General features: G+C 63.7%; 18 protein-coding genes. 8 read left to right on the top strand and 10 right to left on the bottom strand.

All coding sequences use genetic code 11. The features are described from left to right. Positions 1 to 11: 11 nt before the first annotated feature. From QTJ18_RS08875 to QTJ18_RS08850, 6 genes are all read right to left on the bottom strand, one after another. A complete protein-coding gene (locus tag QTJ18_RS08875; RefSeq protein ID WP_252751764.1) occupies positions 12 to 560 on the bottom strand; it encodes an Ivy family c-type lysozyme inhibitor in 549 nt (182 codons plus the stop codon). Between the two features lie 246 nt (positions 561 to 806). Further along, on the bottom strand, positions 807 to 4268 hold the full coding sequence (gene smc / locus QTJ18_RS08870) for a chromosome segregation protein SMC (RefSeq protein ID WP_252751765.1): 3462 nt from the start codon (positions 4266 to 4268) through the stop codon (positions 807 to 809). A gap of 81 nt (positions 4269 to 4349) precedes the next feature. Continuing rightward, entirely contained in the window at positions 4350 to 5054 is a 705-nt protein-coding gene (locus QTJ18_RS08865) for a DsbA family protein (protein ID WP_252751766.1), read from the bottom strand. 329 nt (positions 5055 to 5383) lie between these two features. Continuing rightward, a complete protein-coding gene (locus QTJ18_RS08860; protein WP_252751767.1) occupies positions 5384 to 5893 on the bottom strand; it encodes a DUF721 domain-containing protein in 510 nt (169 codons plus the stop codon). Between the two features lie 72 nt (positions 5894 to 5965). Next, on the bottom strand, positions 5966 to 7174 hold the full coding sequence (locus tag QTJ18_RS08855) for an O-antigen ligase family protein (protein ID WP_252751768.1): 1209 nt from the start codon (positions 7172 to 7174) through the stop codon (positions 5966 to 5968). 405 nt (positions 7175 to 7579) lie between these two features. Further along, positions 7580 to 8350, bottom strand: a complete 771-nt coding sequence (locus tag QTJ18_RS08850; RefSeq protein WP_301557801.1) for a glycosyltransferase family 25 protein — start codon at positions 8348 to 8350, stop codon at positions 7580 to 7582. Between the two features lie 45 nt (positions 8351 to 8395). Between QTJ18_RS08850 and mutY the strand changes: the two genes are divergently transcribed. Next, positions 8396 to 9487 (top strand): A/G-specific adenine glycosylase, encoded by a 1092-nt coding sequence (mutY, locus tag QTJ18_RS08845; RefSeq protein WP_252751770.1) that lies wholly within the window; start codon positions 8396 to 8398, stop codon positions 9485 to 9487. A 43-nt stretch (positions 9488 to 9530) separates the two neighbouring features. Beyond that, the gene (locus QTJ18_RS08840) at positions 9531 to 10145 is read left to right on the top strand and encodes an HAD family hydrolase (RefSeq protein ID WP_252751771.1); all 615 of its coding nucleotides are present in this window, start codon (positions 9531 to 9533) and stop codon (positions 10143 to 10145) included. Between the two features lie 546 nt (positions 10146 to 10691). On the opposite strand, the gene QTJ18_RS08835 is transcribed toward QTJ18_RS08840, so the two are convergent. Next, a complete protein-coding gene (locus tag QTJ18_RS08835; RefSeq protein WP_252751772.1) occupies positions 10692 to 11834 on the bottom strand; it encodes a site-specific DNA-methyltransferase in 1143 nt (380 codons plus the stop codon). A gap of 143 nt (positions 11835 to 11977) precedes the next feature. Between QTJ18_RS08835 and QTJ18_RS08830 the strand changes: the two genes are divergently transcribed. Together QTJ18_RS08830 and QTJ18_RS08825 are read left to right on the top strand one after the other, a co-directional pair. Beyond that, the gene (locus tag QTJ18_RS08830) at positions 11978 to 12274 is read left to right on the top strand and encodes a nucleotidyltransferase family protein (RefSeq protein WP_252751773.1); all 297 of its coding nucleotides are present in this window, start codon (positions 11978 to 11980) and stop codon (positions 12272 to 12274) included. Then, a complete protein-coding gene (locus QTJ18_RS08825; protein ID WP_252751774.1) occupies positions 12274 to 12621 on the top strand; it encodes a HepT-like ribonuclease domain-containing protein in 348 nt (115 codons plus the stop codon). Before QTJ18_RS08830 ends, QTJ18_RS08825 begins: the two co-directional genes overlap by 1 nt. Here QTJ18_RS08825 and QTJ18_RS08820 read toward each other — a convergent pair. After that, complete coding sequence (locus tag QTJ18_RS08820; protein WP_252751775.1) at positions 12618 to 12968, bottom strand: antibiotic biosynthesis monooxygenase family protein; 351 nt, start codon at positions 12966 to 12968, stop codon at positions 12618 to 12620. The genes QTJ18_RS08825 and QTJ18_RS08820 overlap by 4 nt on opposite strands. Beyond that, the gene (locus QTJ18_RS08815; protein ID WP_252751776.1) at positions 12965 to 13294 is read right to left on the bottom strand and encodes an NIPSNAP family protein; all 330 of its coding nucleotides are present in this window, start codon (positions 13292 to 13294) and stop codon (positions 12965 to 12967) included. Before QTJ18_RS08815 ends, QTJ18_RS08820 begins: the two co-directional genes overlap by 4 nt. 138 nt (positions 13295 to 13432) lie before the next feature. On the opposite strand from QTJ18_RS08815, the gene QTJ18_RS08810 reads away from it, so the two are divergent. After that, positions 13433 to 14191: an ArsR/SmtB family transcription factor gene (locus tag QTJ18_RS08810; RefSeq protein WP_252751777.1), complete on the top strand. Its 759-nt coding sequence runs from the start codon at positions 13433 to 13435 to the stop codon at positions 14189 to 14191. A gap of 75 nt (positions 14192 to 14266) precedes the next feature. Further along, entirely contained in the window at positions 14267 to 14956 is a 690-nt protein-coding gene (locus QTJ18_RS08805) for an HAD family hydrolase (protein WP_252751778.1), read from the top strand. A gap of 89 nt (positions 14957 to 15045) precedes the next feature. Here QTJ18_RS08805 and QTJ18_RS08800 read toward each other — a convergent pair whose 3' ends face one another. Beyond that, positions 15046 to 15618 carry a PilZ domain-containing protein gene (locus QTJ18_RS08800; RefSeq protein ID WP_252751779.1) on the bottom strand — a complete coding sequence of 191 codons (573 nt, stop codon included), beginning with the start codon at positions 15616 to 15618 and terminating at the stop codon, positions 15046 to 15048. Between the two features lie 283 nt (positions 15619 to 15901). Between QTJ18_RS08800 and thrC the strand changes: the two genes are divergently transcribed. Both thrC and QTJ18_RS08790 read left to right on the top strand, forming a co-directional pair. Continuing rightward, on the top strand, positions 15902 to 17308 hold the full coding sequence (gene thrC, locus QTJ18_RS08795) for a threonine synthase (RefSeq protein WP_252751917.1): 1407 nt from the start codon (positions 15902 to 15904) through the stop codon (positions 17306 to 17308). A 29-nt stretch (positions 17309 to 17337) separates the two neighbouring features. Next, positions 17338 to 18636 carry a M16 family metallopeptidase gene (locus QTJ18_RS08790; RefSeq protein WP_252751780.1) on the top strand — a complete coding sequence of 433 codons (1299 nt, stop codon included), beginning with the start codon at positions 17338 to 17340 and terminating at the stop codon, positions 18634 to 18636. The last annotated feature ends 34 nt before the right edge of the window (positions 18637 to 18670 follow it).

Raw genomic sequence — 18670 nt, 5'->3', positions numbered from 1 at the left:
CGCAGGCCCTATCACAGGCCGGCGCGGCGCAACTGCGCAAGCGCTGCCGAACTGGGCTGGCCCAACACAACCTCTCCGAGAGAATGATCGGCGACGCGCAGCGCCAGAGCCTTCCCGTCGCTCAGGAAAAGAAGACGCAGCTGGCTTGCGGCACATTGCCCGGCAAGGCAGGCGGAGAACAGCTCCATGGCCTGCCCGTCGACGGTGACGGCTTGCGAGGCGCCCGACACATAACGGGGATTGGAGAGCATGTTGCGCACCCAGCTTGGCAGGCCGCGGGCGCCGTGCAAGAGCGCGCGCAGGCTCTCCTCATGCGTGGGCGAGGTCTTGAGCACCTGCTGGAGGAAGCGGCCCCCGGCCCCTGTCTCCGCTGTTCCCGCCGCCTGACCGGCAACCGAAAAGCCCGGACCTGAAGCCGGAACAGGAACAGGGACCGGAAACGCGGCCAGACCGATGACGGGAAAGGCAAGGCCAAGCCCGGCGAGGAGACAGGCCGGGCCCCTCCGGACGCGCCGTCCCCGCCACAGCGACAGACACCGCAGCGTCGAAAGCCACGGCATCACACACTGTGGCAGCAGACGCTGTGGCACCAGACACTGCAGCAGCAGATGCTCTGACAACCGGCCGCCGGCCGAAGGGGCTGCCCCCGCGATCTCTGCCGCTCCTGCAATCTCTGGCGCTCCCGCAATCTCTGGCGCTCCCGCAATCTCTGCCGCTTGGCCCTGTCCCGCGCTCGATGTGGACGCTCGCGGAAAGCTCTCATCAGGATGCGGGCTTGGAGCGGATGTACGGGCCATACCAGTCTCTCAGACTGCCTCGGCGAGACGTTCGGCCGCCTGCAGATCCACCGAGACGAGTTGAGACACGCCCTGTTCGGCCATGGTGACGCCGAACAGCCGGTTCATCCTGGCCATGGTGATCGGATTATGGGTGATGATGACGAAGCGCGTATCGGTGGTGGCCGCCATCTCGTCCATCAGATTGCAATAGCGCTCGACATTGTGATCATCCAGCGGCGCGTCCACCTCGTCCAGCACGCAGATCGGCGCCGGATTGGTCAGGAAGACGGCAAAGATCAGCGCCATGGCCGTCAAAGCCTGCTCGCCGCCGGACAGAAGCGTCATGGTCTGCGGCTTCTTGCCCGGCGGCCGCGCCAGGATTTCGAGGCCCGCCTCCAGCGGATCATCGCTTTCGATGAGCTGCAGCTCGGCGGTGCCGCCGTTGAACAAATGGGTGAACAGGCGCTGGAACTGCGTATTGACCACGTCGAAGGCGGCGATCAGCCGCTCGCGCCCCTCGCGGTTGAGCGACTGGATGGCAGAGCGCAATTTGCGGATGGCATCGATGATGTCGTCGCGCTCGCGGATCAGCGAGGCCAGTTTCTCCGACAGCGCCTGCTGCTCCTCATCCGCCCGCAGATTGACGGCGCCGAGCCGTTCCCGCTCGATCTTCAGCCGGTCGAGTTCGCGCTCCACCTGCTGGCTGTCCGGCAGCGCCGCGCCCGGCTGCAGCCCGGCCGAACGGAAGACCTCATGCGGCTCGACTGAAAGGGCCTGGCGAATGGCATTTTCCGCATCATGGCGGCGCTCGGCCGCCGAGACGAGCCGCTCTTCCGCGCGCCCGCGCTTCTCGCGCACCTCCGCCAGTTCCGAAAGCGCCATGGCGGCCAGGCGGTCGGCCTCTCTCTGGCGGGTCTCCGCCTCGGCCAGCCGGTCGCCGGCCTGCCGCCGCGAGGCATCGGCCGTCTGCAGCTGGTTCAGCAGCGCGCGACGCTTGTCCTCGAATTCTTCCGGCGCGAGGTCGAGTTCGGAAATCTCCTCCTGCGCCGCCTCCTGCCGTTCCCGCAGCGTGTCGATATGCTCGCCGGCGCTCGCCGCGCGTGCCGTCCAGCTCGCCTGCTCCTGGGCGATGGCGCTCAGCCGGCGCCGTCTCTGCTCCGTTTCGCGCGAAAGCCCTTCGAACCTTGCCCGCGCCTCGGCCAGGTCAGCGCGATCGGTGGCCACCACCAATTGCTGGGCGGCAAGCCGGCGATCGACGTCGGTCAGATCCGGCGCCTCCTCGCGCTCGGCCAGGAGCAGTTGCGATTGCGCGTCCAGATCCTCCGCCTGCCCCTGCAATTGCTCAAGCGTGCTGTCGATGGCCGCCCGGCGGCGCATCAGATCGCCGGCGGCACGCTCGGCCTCGGCCAGCGCGTCACGGGCATCGGCCAGTTGCCGGCCGAGAATGCGGCTGCGGTCGCGCGCCTGGGCAAGGCCCGCCTCCTCGCGGCGAATGGCCTCGCCGGCCGCAGCCTCCAGGCTTTCGGCTTCCGAGAGAAGGATTTCCGCCTCGTCGATCTCCGCCTCCAGCGCCGAGAGCCGGTTCTTCTGGGCAAGCCGCAGGGCCGCCGCGCTCGGCGCTTCCGAGCCGCTGACATGCCCGTCCCAGCGGTAGACGGCGCCATCCTCCGTGACGAGGCTCTGACCGGGTTTCAGCATCGGCATCAGCCGGGAAGCATCGGCCGCAGCGACAAGGCCGACCTGCCGCAACCGCCGGCCAAGCTCGGGCGGCGCCGTCACATGCTGCGCCAAACGCTGGATGCCGTGTGGCAGAGGGGCATCCTCCTCGCCCTCGCCATTGCCGCTCCAATAAGCGGGCGCTGCCGGATCGAGCGCGCTGTCGAGCGCATCGGAGAGCGCCGCGCCAAGCGCGGCCTCGTAACCGGCATCGACGCGGATCAGCTCGGCCACGGGCGTGAAGGCGCCGCCGGAGGCGCCGCTCGCCAGCATCTTGCGGATGGTTCTGGCCTCCGTCTGCAAGCCGTTGAGGCTGGACCGCGCCGCTTCCACCGGCCGGCGGGCCTCCACCTCCTGCGCCCGCGCCGACGAAAGCCGGTCTTCGATCGCCTCGGCGGATAGTGCTGCCTCTTCCAGCGCCTGCTCGGCCGCTTCGACGATCTCGCGCCGCTCATCCGGATCCGGCAGGCCTGCCAGGCGATCCATCAGCGCCTCCGCCTCCGCCCGGGTATCCGATATCTGGCGATCGAGGCGCAGGCGACGTTCGCCAATCTCGCGGATGCTGCGCTCCAGCTGGGTATGTGCCGCCGCAGCCTCGGCCCGCTCCGCCGTCAGCGCCGCAAACAGGCTCTCGCTCTCGGCCAGCTTTTCGCTTGCATCGTCAAAGGCGAGCCGCAGGCCTTCGGCCTCCTCACCGGAAGAGAGCAGCATGTCGCGCAGCTCCTCCTCCTCTTCGGCAAGCCGTTCCAGGGTCTGCGCATTATCGGCCATCAACTGGTCTTCGCGGCGGATATCCTCCGCCAATTGCGCAAGGCGGCGCATCAATTCGTCGCGCCGGCGCGACAGGCGTTCGGCCTCCTCGTCCAGCTGGCTGCGGGCGATCTGCAGGCGCTGCAGGGCCGCGGCGGCGCGCGCCTCCTCCTCCCGCAATTCCGGCAGTTTCAGGCTGGCAATGGCCTGCGCCTTGGCGGCCTCCATCTGCGCCTGCGCCTTTTCCGCCACCAGCGAGGTGATGGCGTTCAGCGCGGCGGCGGCCTCGTTTTCGGCCTCGCGGGCCGTAGCCCAGCGGATATGCAGAAGAAGCGCCTCGCGCTGCCGGATATCGGCCGACAGCATCTTGAAACGGTTGGCCTGACGCGCCTGGCGCTTAAGGCTTTCGATCTGGCTCTCCAGCTGGCCGGTAATATCCTCGAGACGTTCCAGATTGGTCTCGGCGGCGCGCAGGCGCAGTTCCGCCTCATGCCGGCGCGAATGCAGGCCGGAAATTCCCGCCGCCTCCTCCAGCAGCTGACGCCGGGCCTGCGGCTTGGCCTGGATCAGCTCGCCGATCCGCCCCTGCCCGACCATCGAGGGCGATCGGGCGCCGGTGGAGGCATCCGCAAACAGCAATTGCACATCCTTGGCGCGGCTCTCCTTGCCATTGATGCGATAGACGGAGCCCTGTTCGCGCTCGATGCGGCGCGAAACCTGGATCTCGTCGCTATCGTTGAAGCCTGCCGGTGCGGTGCGGTCGCTATTGTCGAGGAACAGCCCCACCTCCGCCGAATTGCGGGCGGGGCGATTGCCGGAGCCGGAGAAGATCACGTCATCCATGCCGGAGGCGCGCATATTCTTGTAGGAATTCTCGCCCATGACCCAGCGCAGGGCTTCGACCAGGTTGGATTTGCCGCACCCATTCGGCCCCACCACGCCGGTGAGGCCCGGCTCGATGATGAATTCGGTCGGCTCGACGAAGGATTTGAAGCCGATGAGACGCAGTTTGTTGAACTTCACCGGCGCGCTCCGTCCGATCCGCGGCTCCGGTCGCACCGGAGCCGCATGATCCCGATCGGGTCGCCGTCAGGCCGGCCCGGTTTAAAGACTGCTATCGATGAGCGCCGACATGGCTTCAACCGACATGTCTCCAGAATAGCGGTTGCCGTTGACGAGGAAGGTGGGCGTCGAATTGATGCCGAATTCGTCGGCGCCGCGTTTCATCGTGGCGTTCACATCATCGAGAAGCTTCTGGTTCGTCAAGCAGGCGTTGAAGCTCTCCTGTGTAAAACCGGCGAGCTTCGACTGCTGCAGCAGGGCCGCGCGCACATTGCCGTCCGCCGGAGCCGCCCAGGCGCGCTGCTGCTTGAACAGCATGGAGACCATGGCGAAATATTCCTTCGGCTCCGCAAGCTTCTGCGGATCGCCCGGATTGCAGCGCGCCAGCATGAAGGCCGCGGTGGCAACCGGATCGAAGGGGAATTCGCGCAGGATGAAGCGCACCTTGCCGGTATCGATGTATTTTTCCTTGATCGCCTCGAAGGTCTTGGCGTGGAAATTGGCGCAATGCGGGCAGGTCATCGACATATATTCGACGATCGTGACCGGCGCCTTCTCGTCGCCCAGCGCCATTTCCGGCAGAGGCCCGGTCTGCAGGACCTTCCCCATATCCACCTTGCCGGCGGATTCCGGCACGTCCTGCGCCAAGGCTTGCGACATCTGGCCAAGCAGCGTGAGGCTGAAGGCAGAGGCCGCGACGCCGCCGAGAAGCTGGCGCCTGGAGATTGTCAACGCATTGATCGGCATTGGGTCACCCATTATTCATGAAAAGCAGTTGGTTCTTCCGTAATACGCCAGCCGGATCGCGACAAGCGCTCTCAAGGCTGGTTTTCTCAAACAATCGTGACACGCGAAAGCTGAACGCGTCATGACCGGGCCTGCCGCGGCCTATCCTTGCTAAACCCATCCTGTCCCCATCCTGGAGCATTTCCGGCAAAAGCGGGATCACCTGAAACGCTCGATCTCTTTGCTTTTACGCAGTCCGGACGCAAAACCGCTGACGCACTTTTGCTGGACCTGCTCTGGCCCCCCAGGGCCTCCGGTTGACGCTCTCTTTGCGTTGATGCGCCCGAGGCTCACGGCCGCCGGCGGGCGGGCGGCTGCAGCACCGCCGTGCCCAGGCGCTCGACCGCCTTGCGCAGCGCTTCGTTCTCCAGCCCGTCCATCATGTCGTTCAGCCGCTTGGCCGCATCGCCGCGCAAGGGTTGCGGCGGGTGCTTTCGCCGTGCCGCGATCGAGACAGGTTTCTGGACGATCCGCACCTGGCGGATGGCCGGGAAGCCGAAAAAGCCGTTGATCCGGTCGATCAACTCGCCCTGCGCGTGGGCGAGAAACAGCGCGCGGGCGCCCTCGCAGGCAATCGTCAGCACGCCCGGCTGATGACCGCCCGCCCCTTCACTGCCATCGCGGCGCGGCCAGGCGATCTTTTCCGGGCGCGTGCAATCGGCAAAGTCTTCGCCGGCGATCTCGTCCCAGGAGCCGAGCAGGGCGGTATTGATCCCGGCGCGGCGGGCCAGCACGGGATCCATCAGGCCATTGGCGATTTCGGCGATCTGCAGGGGAATGCGGGGGCCAGCGCGGGACATGATTTCTCTTTCTGACGCATCGTCATCTGCGCCTGGCGTCCTTTGCCGGACGCCTGCCGGAAAAGGCCTCTCCTACACTCTTTTGACCGCCGATGCGGTCAAAAGGTTCCAGCGCCGCAGCTGGATCAGGCAAGTGCCGAAAAACAGCATGCTCGTGGACAGACACAGTTCATGATAATACGGATCGTGCAAAAGGCCAAAGGCGGCGACGCTGCCATAGAAATAGAGCGCGACGCGCTTGATGCTCTGGTCGGGCGCATGTTTCCAGATGGCCGCCAGGAACACCGCGGGTATCGACAGCAAAAGCACGAGCCCGACGACGCCATTGGCGAGCAGCTCCTGCAGCACGAAATTATGAACATGCTTGAAGCCGTCGATCAGGCCTGCCTTGTCGCCGGCCACGGTCTTCATCAGGCTGAACATATCCATCAGCCCGACCCCGGTGAAGGGATGCTGGCTGATGACGGTGACGGCCGAGCGCCACATTGTGAGGCGGATATCGCCGGACGCCATGTCGAGGGTTTCGACGCCGCCGACATAGTAATCGTAGACGCTGAGGAAACGGTGGAAGATCATCTGCTGCACGGGCGGTGCCAGCAAAAGAAGGACGAGGCCGAGGATGAGAGCCGCATAGCTGCGATTGCGGATGCGGGGCGGCCAGCGCAGCGACCAGAAGATGAATTCCGCCAGGAAGATCACCGGCACAAGGATGAGGACCGCGCGGGTCTCCGTCAGGAAGATCGGAAAGCTGCTCAGCGCCAGATAATGGACGCCATTGGCCAGGAAGCGGGGCGGACGGTCGATATCGATCGAGGAGACCACGGCGCCCAGGAGGATGAGGATGGCGACGATGGCCGCGTTTCCGCCGCCACTATAGCGGGAGAGATCGTGCCAGTAATAGAGATCGAGGCCGAGTGCCACTGCAAAGGCGAGCAGCGAGCCGATCCTCGTGCCGATCACCAGCATGCGCAGCGGCCGGCGAACGAGGCAGAGGCCCTGGCCGATGAAGGTTGCGCCGAACAGGAGCAGCATGAAGCCGAGCTGGCGATTGCCAAGAGCGATTTCGCCGCGCCAGGCGATCAGGAGCAAGGACCAGGCGCAGTAGATCCAGACGGCGGCATAGGGGGAGACGATCTGGCGGGCCAGGCGCCGGCGGCTGGAAAAGGTGACGTAAACTCCGCACAGCGCAAAGAAAGCGGCAATCGCCACAGGCAACGGGAAATACAGAGGAAAGGCAACGCCCGCCAGGCTGAGAAGAAGCCCGTCCGTGCGGCGGCGCACCAGCATTATTGTCTTGAAAGAAACCATTTCAAAATGAGCTTTCGCTTCGCTGTTCCTGCCCTGCCCCCGGTTCCATCGCTTCTTCCGCAGAGGATCGATGGCTCCGAATGGGTTGCTGCACGTTCCACACGAAAAAGTCAATTTGACAGCGGCAGGAGCCGTCGCTCATCCCCCGCAACCCGCCGCGCGACCACACGCCTTCGGCGGAGAGCAGTTCCGGTAAAAACGGGATCACCTGTGATGCTCTTCCCTCTGTTTGTACGCAGTCCGGACGCAGAGCAAGCGGGCGACGGTGCACCAGGTCTTGAAGCGAATGCTGGAAAAGCGCAGGCGAGCGGCAGGGCGAAAGAGGCGGCATTCATCGCAGGTCGCGATCCCCCCGCAACCCGATCCGATCGGAAAGACTTAGCGCTGGCGGATGCTCTCGGCGAAGCGGCGGGCCGCTTCCTGGATGCGGAAGAGATGAGTGGGCATTTTCTTCCAGCCTCTCAGCTTCTGATCGCGGTAATCGGCGCGGCTGGCAATCAGCGTCTCGCTGCGCAGGGCGCCGAAATCGATCAGGTTGCGCTCGGCGGTCAGCACCGGAACGCCGTGCTGCCAGGAGCGCTCCAGCGCGCTGTCGAGCGGCAGAGATTGCGGCAGCATTGCCTCGATCAGCCGGCGGGCCGCCTTTTCGGTCAGCAGATAGCAGGCGGATGAACCCTGCGGTCCAAATCGTGACACGCCGATGCGGTCGCCCCTGGCGCTGGTGAACCGGTGCTGAAAGGCGACCGTGCGGTGATTGACGAGTTTCACCACGCAATCATCCGGCGCCATGGCGGCGATGGCGGCGGCGCGTTCCATCAGATCCCGGGTGAGCGCCACATCGTCCTCGATGACGAGGGCCGCCTTGCGGCCGCTGTCGATCAGCTGGCGAAAGGCATTGATGTGACTGCGATAGCAGCCGTATTCGCCAGCCATCATCGGCCGGCCGTTGCGGCGGCGGAAGAGATCGAGATCCACATCCTGCCAATCCTCACGGGGAACCAGGCTTCCGTCCACCCCCGCCACCCGCTCCAGGCGGATGCCGAGTTCGGCCGCCTGGCCTTCGATCAAAGCGCGCCGTGCCGCAGCGCGTTCGATATTAATGAGGAGGACCGGCAATTCCATCTCGTGTGCCATTGGCTTCAACGTCATCGCGCTCTATCACTTTGGCCGAACATGACCTGTTGTCCCGATCCGATGCCTGCACAGACACAAGCCCGCCTCTCCGAGACCCTGCTTTCCTGGTACGACCGTCATCGCCGGGAGCTTCCCTGGCGGGTGACGCCGCAGGAGAGAGCGAAAGGCCGGCAGGCAGACCCCTACCATGTCTGGCTCTCGGAAGTGATGCTCCAGCAGACAACCGTGCAGGCGGTCAAGTCCTATTTCGAGAAATTCCGCAGCCGATGGCCGCGCATCCAGGATCTGGCGGCCGCGCCGGTGGAGGATGTCATGGCCGCCTGGGCGGGCCTTGGCTATTATGCCCGTGCCCGCAATCTGAAGAAATGCGCCGAAGCGGTTGCCGAACAGCATGGCGGCGTCTTTCCCGATACGGAGGAGGGCTTGAGGGCCCTGCCCGGCATCGGCGACTATACCGCCGCCGCCGTCGCGGCCATCGCCTTCGACCGGCCGGCCGCGGTGATGGACGGCAATGTCGAGCGGGTGATTTCACGCCTCTATGCCATCGATGCGCCCTTGCCGGGCTCCAAGCCGCAGATGAAGGCGAAGCTGCGCATGATCACGCCCGAGACGCGCCCCGGCGATTTTGCGCAAGCCATGATGGATCTCGGCGCCACGATCTGCACGCCCAAGCGGCCGGCCTGCGCGCTCTGTCCCCTTCGCGACGACTGTCTGGCGCTCCGGCAGGATGATCCGGAGCGGTTTCCCGTCAAGGCGGCAAAAAAGGAAAAGCCGGTGCGCCAGGGCGCGGCTTTCGTGGCGGTAACGGCGGATGGCGAGGTCTTCCTGCGCCGCCGGCCGGATTCCGGCCTGCTCGGCGGCATGACGGAAGTGCCAACCACCGGCTGGACCGCACGGCTGGATGGCGGCAGCACGGCAGACCATGCCCCCTTCCCCGCCGACTGGCAGGCCTGCGGGGTGGTGACCCATGTCTTCACGCATTTCGAGCTGCGGCTGGCCGTGTTCCGCGCGGCCGTGCCTGCAAGACCCGATGCCGCCGAGCAGCCGGAAGGCTTCTGGGCCAAGGTCGAGACCCTGTCCGAGCAGGCTTTGCCGACGGTGATGAAAAAAGTCGTCTCCCAAGCCCTTCCTAACGCATTCAAATCGATTTAAACGAACGAAAAGCCTTATTTTACGAGTGGAAGAGGAAGATATCATGAGCGCGAAGATCGACCACATCGTCTTCGATATCGGCAAGGTTCTGATCCATTACGACCCGACGCTGCCCTTCCGCCGTCTCATCCCCGACGACCAGGAGCGCCAGCAATTCTTCGACACGGTCTGCACGCATGACTGGAACCTGGAGCAGGATCGCGGGCGCGACTGGGCTGAGGCCGAAGCGGAACTGATCAAGACCTTTCCCGGACAGGAGGAGCGCGTTCGTTCCTTCCGCAAGTTCTGGCCCGAAATGGTGCCCTATGCCTATGATGACAGCGTCGCGATCTTCGAGAGCCTGATCGACCAGGGGCTGGATGTGACCATGCTGACCAATTTTGCCGCCGATACATTCGTGCATGCCCGCAAACTCTATCCCTTCCTCAACCGATCGCGCGGCATCACCGTTTCCGGCGAGGTCAAGCTGATCAAGCCGGATGTCGAGATCTACCGGCTGCATGCCAGGACCTTTGGTCTCGAGCCGTCACGCACGCTGTTCATCGACGATACCGCGGCCAATGTCGAAGGCGCCAGGAAGGCCGGCTGGCAGACGGTGCAATTTTTTGATGCGGCGAGGCTTCGGGCCGATTTTGCTGACTACGGCTTTTCCGTCTGAAACGGGCGCAAGGCAGTGATGTTGAAACCGAACATCGATCTGCTATAATGCAGGAGTGGGTCGAGAGGTAGGACTCCCGACCCGTTTCGCTTAGATACGGAATGTCACCCGCACGCTAGTTCGCCAGCTCGTGCGGGTTTTCCATATCGTCAGCGTGATGCTTAATGGTATCCACCACATGCAGTCACTCCTGATCGGGAGCAGAGCCTCTGCCTCGGCCGGTGCGGCTCATTCCCACCGGTGACGCCGGCTGGCGCGGCGTTTGCTGCTTTCCTCCCGATAGGGCCTTCATAGCAGAGGTGCGGGTCTGGCGAAAAGTGACAGCAAGCCGGCCACGCAAGGCAAGGCGGCAAGGCAAGGCAAGGCGGCAAGGCAAGGCAGGGCATAGAACAAGGCAGCGCCCGGCACCTTTCATAAAGGTCCGGGCGCTTCGGCCGTCTCGGGACTGGAGTACATGACCGAAAAGGCCGAATGCTGGCATGGCGGTGGATCGCAAGAGCCAGCCGAAGCCGTTGACAGGGCGTGCCGAAGGCGAAGGACGCCAGCTCAGTCGAGCGCGGCCATGTCCTTCCGGACGAGCGTGCGCAGCGCATCGATCGGCTTCAGGGCGCCTTCATCCTCATAATGCCAGAAGGTCCAGCCATTGCAGGTATCAAAACCCTGAACCTTGGCGCCCACCCGGTGGATCGATCCTGCCTCGCCGCCGCAGACCAGGGTTCCATCGGCACGGATGATGGCACTGACGCGGCGCTTGGCATCGCTCAGCACCTGGCCGGGCTTGACCAGACCGCTTTCGACCAGCGTGTTGAAGGCGACGCGCGGTTCGGCCTTCTTGCCGGAGAGCACGGTCAGTTCAACCTTGCCGAGCGGTTCGACGGCGGCGATGCGGGTGGAGGCGGCGTCGATATAATCCTGCTCGCGTTCGATGCCGACGAAATTGCGGCCAAGCCGTTTGGCAACGGCGCCCGTCGTTCCCGATCCGAAGAAGGGATCCAGAATGACATCGCCCGGCTTGGTGGATGCCATGATGATGCGCGCCAGAAGCGCCTCGGGCTTCTGGGTCGGATGCGCCTTCCTGCCGTCCTCATCCTTCAGCCGCTCATGGCCCGAGCAGATGGGAAACAGCCAGTCGGAGCGCATCTGCACGTCGTCGTTGGAGGCCTTCAGCGCATCGTAATTGAAGGTGTAGGATTTGGCCTTCGCATCGCGGCTCGCCCAGATCAGGGTCTCATGCGCGTTCTGGAAGCGGCGCCCCTTGAAATTGGGCATGGGATTGGTCTTGCGCCAGACGACATCGTTGAGGATCCAGAAGGAGAGATCCTGCAGCACGGAACCGACGCGGAAAATATTGTGATAGGAGCCGATGACCCAGATCGTGCCATTCGGCTTCAGCACGCGGCGGCAGGCCAGAAGCCAGGCCCGGGTGAAGGCGTCATAGGCCTGGAAGCTTTCGAACTGGTCCCAATCGTCGTTGACCGCGTCGACGACCGACTGGTCCGGCCGGTGCAGCATGCCGCCGAGCTGGAGATTATAGGGTGGGTCGGCAAAGATCACGTCGACCGACTGATCAGGAAGCGCGTCGAGGGCGGCAACGCAATCGCCCTTGATGATGGTATTCAGCCAGGTGTCGGGACGAACCTGAGCCTTGGCCTGGGCCTTCAGATCCTTAAGCGGAAGAACGGATGCCATCTGATACTCGCTGAACGCTGACTCTAGTACATTTACAGACTGTTATGGTTACCTAGTTTGGTTACCAAAGGCTGAAGAGCTGGCGAAACCTGTGCGAAATATTCGCGATGGCAAGACGCGCGGCTTTTCGCTAGATTGGCGCCATGCGAAAAGCCGATGCGATCAGACAGCTGACAGAGAGGGCCGACGCCATCCGCGCACTCGGCGCGACTTCGCTTTACCTGTTCGGTTCGGTGGTTCGGGACGAGGCCAAGGAGACGAGCGATCTCGACCTGTTCATCGATTATGATCCGAAGTCACGATTCAATGCGCTCGATCTCGTCGGCATCAAGCTGTTTCTTGAGGAAGAGTTGCGGACGGATGTGGACGTGACGACGCGCGACAGCCTGCATCCCATCCTGAAGGATAAGATCGTCGCCTCCGCCGAGCAGATCTTCTGATGGTCAGAGACATCCGCCATTTCCTGTATGACATAAGCTCTACGATCCGAATGCTCGAAGCGGCGGTTGCGGGGAAGACGTTTGCCGATTATCAGTCCGACTTCCTTCTGAAGATGGGCGCCGAACGCGCCATCGAGATCATCTCCGAAGCCAGCCGGCGGATACCAGAAGATCTGCAGAACCGGCACCCCGACATTCCCTGGTCGAAAATCCGGGGTATCGGCAATATCCTGAGGCACGAATATTACGGCCTGTCCGAGCCGATCATCTGGGGTGTGATCATGGATGAATTGCCGAAACTGGGCGTGGCCATCGCGGCAATCCAGTTGGAAATCGGCGAAGCTTAAGATGCGAGCTCTGCCTCCCCTCCATCCACCGGCGCCTCAGCGCGTTCGAACATGCCGTAATCGCGCAGCACAAGGCCGATACGCAGGCGATAATCGGCGAAGACCTCGCGGCGCCCTTCCCTTTGCGCGGCCCGATGGGCTTCGGCATTGCGCCAGGCCTTCACCGCCTCCTCGTCGCGCCAGAAGGACAGCGACAGGAGCTTGCCGCGCAGGGTGAGGCTTTCGAAGCGTTCGATCGATATGAAGCCGTCGATCGTCTCCAGCTCCCGGCGCAGCTCTCCGGCAAGGTCGAGATAGCGGTGACGCTGGCCCATATAGGGCACGACTTCGAAGATGACGGCGATCATGTCGCCACTCCCGGGCCATGCGGCAGCGATACGTTGCGCAGGAAGATTCGATCCTCCTTCAGGATGAAGCGCTCGCGGCTGGCGAAGGCGTAATTCTCCCGCCCCAGCGGATCCTGCGAGAGCCGGCCGCGATAGGCCTCGTAGGCGGCGAGGCTTTCGATCGAATAGACACCGTAAGCCGTGGTGGCCGAGCCCTCGTGCGGGGCGAAATAGCCGATAAGATCGGCGCCGCAGCGGGGAATGGCCTGGCCCCAGGCCCTGGCATAATCTGCGAACTGGCTGTGCTTGAAAGGATCGATTTCGTAGCGGATGAAGCAGGTGATCATCAGTGTCGTCTCCAGTGCCGGGAGTATCAAGTCTTTGTTTTTTCGCATGTCGTTACCGCAAAACCGCTGAAGGCCCTTGCACGACACGCCGTAGATTGCCCTATTGCCGAACAATGATGCTTCGGTTACCATCGAAGTATGAAAGAAGGACCCGACATTGCCCGCATCGGGATGCTGATCGGCGACCCGGCCCGCGCCAATATGCTGACGGCGCTGATGGACGGGCGCGCGCTCACGGCCACCGAACTGGCGGGAAGCGCCGGCGTGACGCTGCCGACGGCCAGCGCCCATCTTTCGAGGCTGGAGGATGGCGGGCTGATCGCCCAGCGCCGGCAGGGCCGCCACCGCTATTTCGCGCTTGCCGACAGTTCCGTCGCGCATCTCATCGAGAACATCATGGGCTTCGCCGCGACCCGCGGCCATATGCGTCACCGGCCCGGCCCGAAGGATGAGGCGTTGCGCCAGGCGCGCATCTGCTACGATCACCTGGCCGGCGATTTCGGCGTGCGCATGCTGGACAGCCTGATCGAAGGCGGCGCCCTTGCAATCGAGGATGACAGGCCCCTGCTGACTGCGGCCGGCCGGACCTATGTCTGCGACATGGGGATCGACGTCGATGCGCTGGAGACGGCGCGCCGGCCGCTGTGCAAATGCTGCCTCGACTGGAGCGAGCGGCGCTTCCATTTGTCCGGTTCGCTTGGCAAGGCGCTTCTGTCGCATATTCTCGCAAAGGGTCTGGCAAAGCGCGAGCCGGCGGGACGCGCGATCCGCTTCACCCGCGAGGGGGAGAGCCGCTTCCTCGCCCTCTTCCCGCTTTCCGCCTCCGACGATGCCCGGAAGGACGGCCGCGCCGACACCCGAAACGGCAATCGTGCCGACAGGGTCGACGCCGCCTGATTGTTATCGCCGCCCGCCTCGTGTAGGTCAGGCACGACCCCTTATCCCAGGATTTGACGAAAGAGCACTTCTGACATGAGCGAATTCGACCTCATCATTTTCGACTGCGACGGCGTATTGGTCGATTCGGAGATCATCGCGGCGCAGGTTGAATCGCGCCTTCTGACCGAGGCGGGCTATCCGATCAGCGCGGAAGAAATGGGCGAGCGCTTTGCCGGCATGACATGGAAGAACATTCTCCTGGCCATCGAGCAGGAGGTGAACATTCCGCTATCCGCCTCGCTGATCGACAGGTCCGAGAAATTGCTGGATGCGCGGCTGGAGCGGGATGTGAAGGTCATCGAGGGTGTCAAGCTGGCGCTGTCGCGCATCCGCACCCAGGCCTGCATCTGCTCCAATTCCTCGAGCCACCGGCTGGACCTGATGCTGACCAAAGTGGGGCTGAAGCCCTATTTCGCGCCGAATATCTTTTCCGCCAAGGATCTCGGAGCCGACCGGGTCAAGCCGCGTCCGGACATATTCCTGCATGCCATCGATGTCTTCAAGGTCCACGCCTCGCGCACAGTGGTGATCGAGGATTCAGTGCACGGCATCCATGGCGCGGTTGCCGCCGGCTGCCGGGTGATCGGCTTCACCGGCGCGTCGCATACCTATCCGAGCCATGCCGACCGGCTGACCGATGCCGGAGCCGAAACGGTGATTGCGCGCATGAGCGACCTGCCCGCCACGCTCGACGCCCTGTCGCAATGGACGGGCGCCGTCTGAGCCGATCCGACCAGGTCCGTCTCGCAGAGTCCAACAGGCGGAGCCGGTTGGCTTGAACCAATTAGCTTGATCCGGTTGGCTGGAGGCAATCAGCGGGTCCGGCGCGCGGCCTTGCCCGCCGTGCCCTGCTCCTCGAAGCCGAGACGAACGCGGGTGAAGCGCGAAATGCCGCCGGCCGTGTTGGGAATGGCCACGTCATCCTTGCTGAAGAGGAATTGCGTGGAGCCCTCCGGCGGCACATTGACGGTGAAGTCGGCGACCTTGGAATAGATCACATTGTCGCCTTCCAGCACTTCCACCAGAACCGGCAGCCGGACGGGGCCAGGCTTGCCGGCGGCGCCGAGAACGATGCGGCCCTGCGCCATCACGGTGATGGTCAGAGTCGATTCATTGGCCGTGCAGGCGCGCGTGGCATCGGCGAGCGAGGCGCGGTAGATGAGCTTTTCATCATCGTCCCTTGCATTGCCGACATAGGTGCTGCGGATGGCCGTCAGGTCGTTCATCACCAGCGAGGGGCAATAGGCCTGCACCACCGGCGTGACGGGCTGCTGCGCCGCGTCCTGGCCGAGATCGAGCCCTCCCGTCGGGGAAGAGGAGTTGCAGCCGGCGAGCGCGGCGAGAAGCGACAGCGAAACAAACTTGAGCGATGACCTGCCAGACACGTGACTGCGACCCTTTATCTCTTGAACGTCCCGGAATACTGAATTGCGGGCTTTCACAGCAAATTTTAGTGGTCTATACCAGCGGCGCACGAAAAAATCGATTGGCAAGACAGCCGAATTTTGATGAGACGCTCTGCCGGCGCCGGCGCCACCGGTCAAGCCGGTCACCGCAAGCCCGGCACGGACCCTGGGGGACGCCCTTCGCAACCCTTTGCGGTCCGGCCGAAAGCTTTCCGCGGAGCCTGCACATCGCCTCGGCTTTCCTGCCTCATCTTGCTTTGGGATCAGCATCTTGGACTATATCTCGACCCGCGGCGAAGCGCCCGCACTCGGCTTTCGCGACGCACTTCTGGCCGGTCTCGCCTCCGATGGCGGACTTTATCTGCCGCGTGAGTGGCCGGTTCTGTCGAAGAAGGAGATCCGCAGCCTGCGCGGCCAGCGCTACGAGGATGTGGCCTTTGCGGTGATTTCGCGCTTCACGGTGGGCGAGATCGATGATGCGGCACTGCGCGCCATGATCGACGAGGCCTATGCGACCTTCCGCCATCCGGCCGTCGTGCCGCTGGTGCAGACAGGCCCGAATGATTTCGTGCTGGAGCTCTTCCACGGCACCACGCTCGCCTTCAAGGATGTGGCGATGCAATTGCTGGCAAGGCTGATGGACCATGTGCTGGCCGAACGCGGCGAACGCGCCACCATCGTCGGGGCGACATCGGGCGATACCGGCGGCGCGGCGATCGACGCCTTTGCCGGGCGCGAGCGCACCGACGTCTTCATCCTCTTCCCGCAGGGCAAGGTTTCGCCCGTGCAGCAGCGGCAGATGACGACATCCGGCCAGGCGAATGTCCATGCGCTGGCGGTGAACGGCAATTTCGACGATTGCCAGGATCTGGTGAAGGCCATGTTCAACGACAAGGCGTTTCGCGACGGCGTGCGCCTGTCCGGCGTCAATTCGATCAACTGGGCCCGCATCATGGCGCAGGTGGTCTATTATTTTACCGCGGCGATCGCGCTCGGCGCGCCGGACCGCAAGGTCTCCTTCACCGTCCCGACCGGCAATTTCGGCGATGTTTTCGCCGGCTATGTGGCCAAGCGCATGGGCCTGCCGATCGAAAGACTGGTGGTGGCGACGAATGACAACGACATTCTCGTCCGCACCCTGAAGACCGGGCGCTACGAAATGAAGCCGGTCATGGCGACCACCTCACCCTCCATGGATATCCAGATCTCGTCCAATTTCGAACGCCTGCTGTTCGAGGCTCATGGACGCGATGCAAGCGTCGTGCGCTCGGCCATGGCCGGGCTGCGCCAGTCGGGTGCCTTCGAAATCGCACCGGAGGCGCTGAAGGCCATCCGCAAGGAATTCCGTGCCGGCCGGGCGACGCAGAAACAGGTTGCCGACACCATTCGCCAGACGCTGGCCAATAGCGGCTATCTGCTCGATCCGCATACCGCGACCGCGGTTTTCGTCGCCCGCAAACATCAGCGCGCCAGCAGTCCCATGGTGGTCCTGGCCACGGCGCATCCGGCCAAGTTCCCCGCTGCGGTAGAATCCGCTTGCGGAATTTCGCCGTCGCTCCCATCATGGCTCGCTGATCTTATGAGCAGGGAGGAGCACTTCGATCTGTTGGAGCCTGAGCTTAAGGCGGTGGAAACCTTCATCCGCCAGCATGCCCGAGCGACAGCTTGAACAGGCGCGAAGTGCCGGAAAGACCGACAATGAATGTTGAAATCACCCGGCTTGCCTCCGGGTTGACCGTCGTGACCCAGAATATGCCGCATCTGGAGAGCGTTGCTCTCGGCGTGTGGATCAAGTCCGGATCGCGCAACGAGACCGAGAACGAGCATGGCATCGCCCATCTCCTCGAGCATATGGCCTTCAAGGGCACGGCGCGGCGCAGCGCCCGCCAGATCGCCGAGGAGATCGAGAATGTCGGCGGCGAACTGAACGCTGCGACCTCGACCGAAACCACATCCTACTATGCGCGCGTCCTGAAGGACCATGTGCCGCTGGCCATCGACATCCTGGCCGATATCCTGACCGAATCCGCTTTCGAGGACGAGGAACTGGAGCGGGAAAAGCATGTGATCCTGCAAGAGATCGGGGCCGCCAACGACACGCCGGACGATGTGGTCTTCGACCGCTTCTCCGAAGTCGCCTATCGCGGCCAGACGATCGGCCGGCCGATCCTCGGCACGCCGGAGACGGTGAAATCCTTCACGCCGAACCAGATCCGCGGCTATCTGTCGCGCAACTATACGACGGACCGCATGTTCGTGGTCGCCGCTGGCGCCGTGGATCACGACGTGCTCGTGCGGCAGGTGGAAGAGCGGTTCGCGCTGCTGCCCAGCTCGCCCGCCGAAAGCCCGGTCTTCGAGCCGGCCCGCTATCTCGGCGGCGATGTGCGCGAGACGCGCGACCTCATGGATACGCAACTGCTCATCGGCTTCGAGGGCAAGGCGTACCATATGCGTGATTTCTACTGTTCGCAGATCCTCGCCAATATCCTCGGCGGCGGCATGTCCTCGCGCCTCTTCCAGGAGGTGCGCGAGCATCGCGGCCTCTGCTATTCGGTCTACGCCTTCCATTGGGGTTTTTCCGATACGGGCATTTTCGGGATCCATGCCGCAACCGGCGGCGAAGACCTGCCGCAGCTGGTGCCGGTCATTCTCGATGAATTGCGCAAGGCCTCCGACACGATCGAGACGGTGGAGATCGACCGGGCCCGTGCGCAGATCCGCGCCCAGCTTCTGATGGGCCAGGAAAGCCCGGCGGCGCGCGCCGGCCAGATTGCCCGGCAGATGATCCTGTATGGCCGCATCATTCCCAATGTCGAGATGATGGAACGGCTGGCCGGCATCACGCCGCAAAGGCTGACCGATCTTGCCGGACGCCTGTTTTTCGATACAGTTCCCACAATGTCGGCCATCGGTCCGGTCGAAAATCTCGCACCGCTTTCAGACATCAGGGCGGCGCTTTCCTCGCCGGGCTTCGGAACGCAGACGGCAACGGGCTGAGGGCGGGCGCTTCAACCGGAGCGGATTGTTTAAC

Origin of the sequence: Rhizobium sp. SSA_523, assembly GCF_030435705.1 — a bacterium.
Lineage (GTDB): Bacteria > Pseudomonadota > Alphaproteobacteria > Rhizobiales > Rhizobiaceae > Neorhizobium.
Note: the sequence above shows the minus strand (reverse complement) of the source record. Positions and strands in the feature narration are given on the sequence as shown.

Bases quoted from the DNA above. Each gene is read 5' to 3' on its own strand.
- QTJ18_RS08815 (WP_252751776.1), bottom strand. From the start codon at position 13,294: ATGATCACCTGCTTCATCCGCTACGAAATCGATCCTTTCAAGCACAGC.
- QTJ18_RS08840 (WP_252751771.1), top strand. From the start codon at position 9,531: ATGAGCGCGAAGATCGACCACATCGTCTTCGATATCGGCAAGGTTCTG.
- mutY (WP_252751770.1), top strand. From the start codon at position 8,396: ATGCCTGCACAGACACAAGCCCGCCTCTCCGAGACCCTGCTTTCCTGG.
- QTJ18_RS08810 (WP_252751777.1), top strand. From the start codon at position 13,433: ATGAAAGAAGGACCCGACATTGCCCGCATCGGGATGCTGATCGGCGAC.
- QTJ18_RS08875 (WP_252751764.1), bottom strand. From the start codon at position 560: ATGCCGTGGCTTTCGACGCTGCGGTGTCTGTCGCTGTGGCGGGGACGG.
- QTJ18_RS08830 (WP_252751773.1), top strand. From the start codon at position 11,978: ATGCGAAAAGCCGATGCGATCAGACAGCTGACAGAGAGGGCCGACGCC.
- QTJ18_RS08820 (WP_252751775.1), bottom strand. From the start codon at position 12,968: ATGATCGCCGTCATCTTCGAAGTCGTGCCCTATATGGGCCAGCGTCAC.
- QTJ18_RS08835 (WP_252751772.1), bottom strand. From the start codon at position 11,834: ATGGCATCCGTTCTTCCGCTTAAGGATCTGAAGGCCCAGGCCAAGGCT.
- QTJ18_RS08825 (WP_252751774.1), top strand. From the start codon at position 12,274: ATGGTCAGAGACATCCGCCATTTCCTGTATGACATAAGCTCTACGATC.
- QTJ18_RS08865 (WP_252751766.1), bottom strand. From the start codon at position 5,054: ATGCCGATCAATGCGTTGACAATCTCCAGGCGCCAGCTTCTCGGCGGC.
- QTJ18_RS08850 (WP_301557801.1), bottom strand. From the start codon at position 8,350: ATGACGTTGAAGCCAATGGCACACGAGATGGAATTGCCGGTCCTCCTC.
- QTJ18_RS08860 (WP_252751767.1), bottom strand. From the start codon at position 5,893: ATGTCCCGCGCTGGCCCCCGCATTCCCCTGCAGATCGCCGAAATCGCC.
- QTJ18_RS08790 (WP_252751780.1), top strand. From the start codon at position 17,338: ATGAATGTTGAAATCACCCGGCTTGCCTCCGGGTTGACCGTCGTGACC.
- QTJ18_RS08805 (WP_252751778.1), top strand. From the start codon at position 14,267: ATGAGCGAATTCGACCTCATCATTTTCGACTGCGACGGCGTATTGGTC.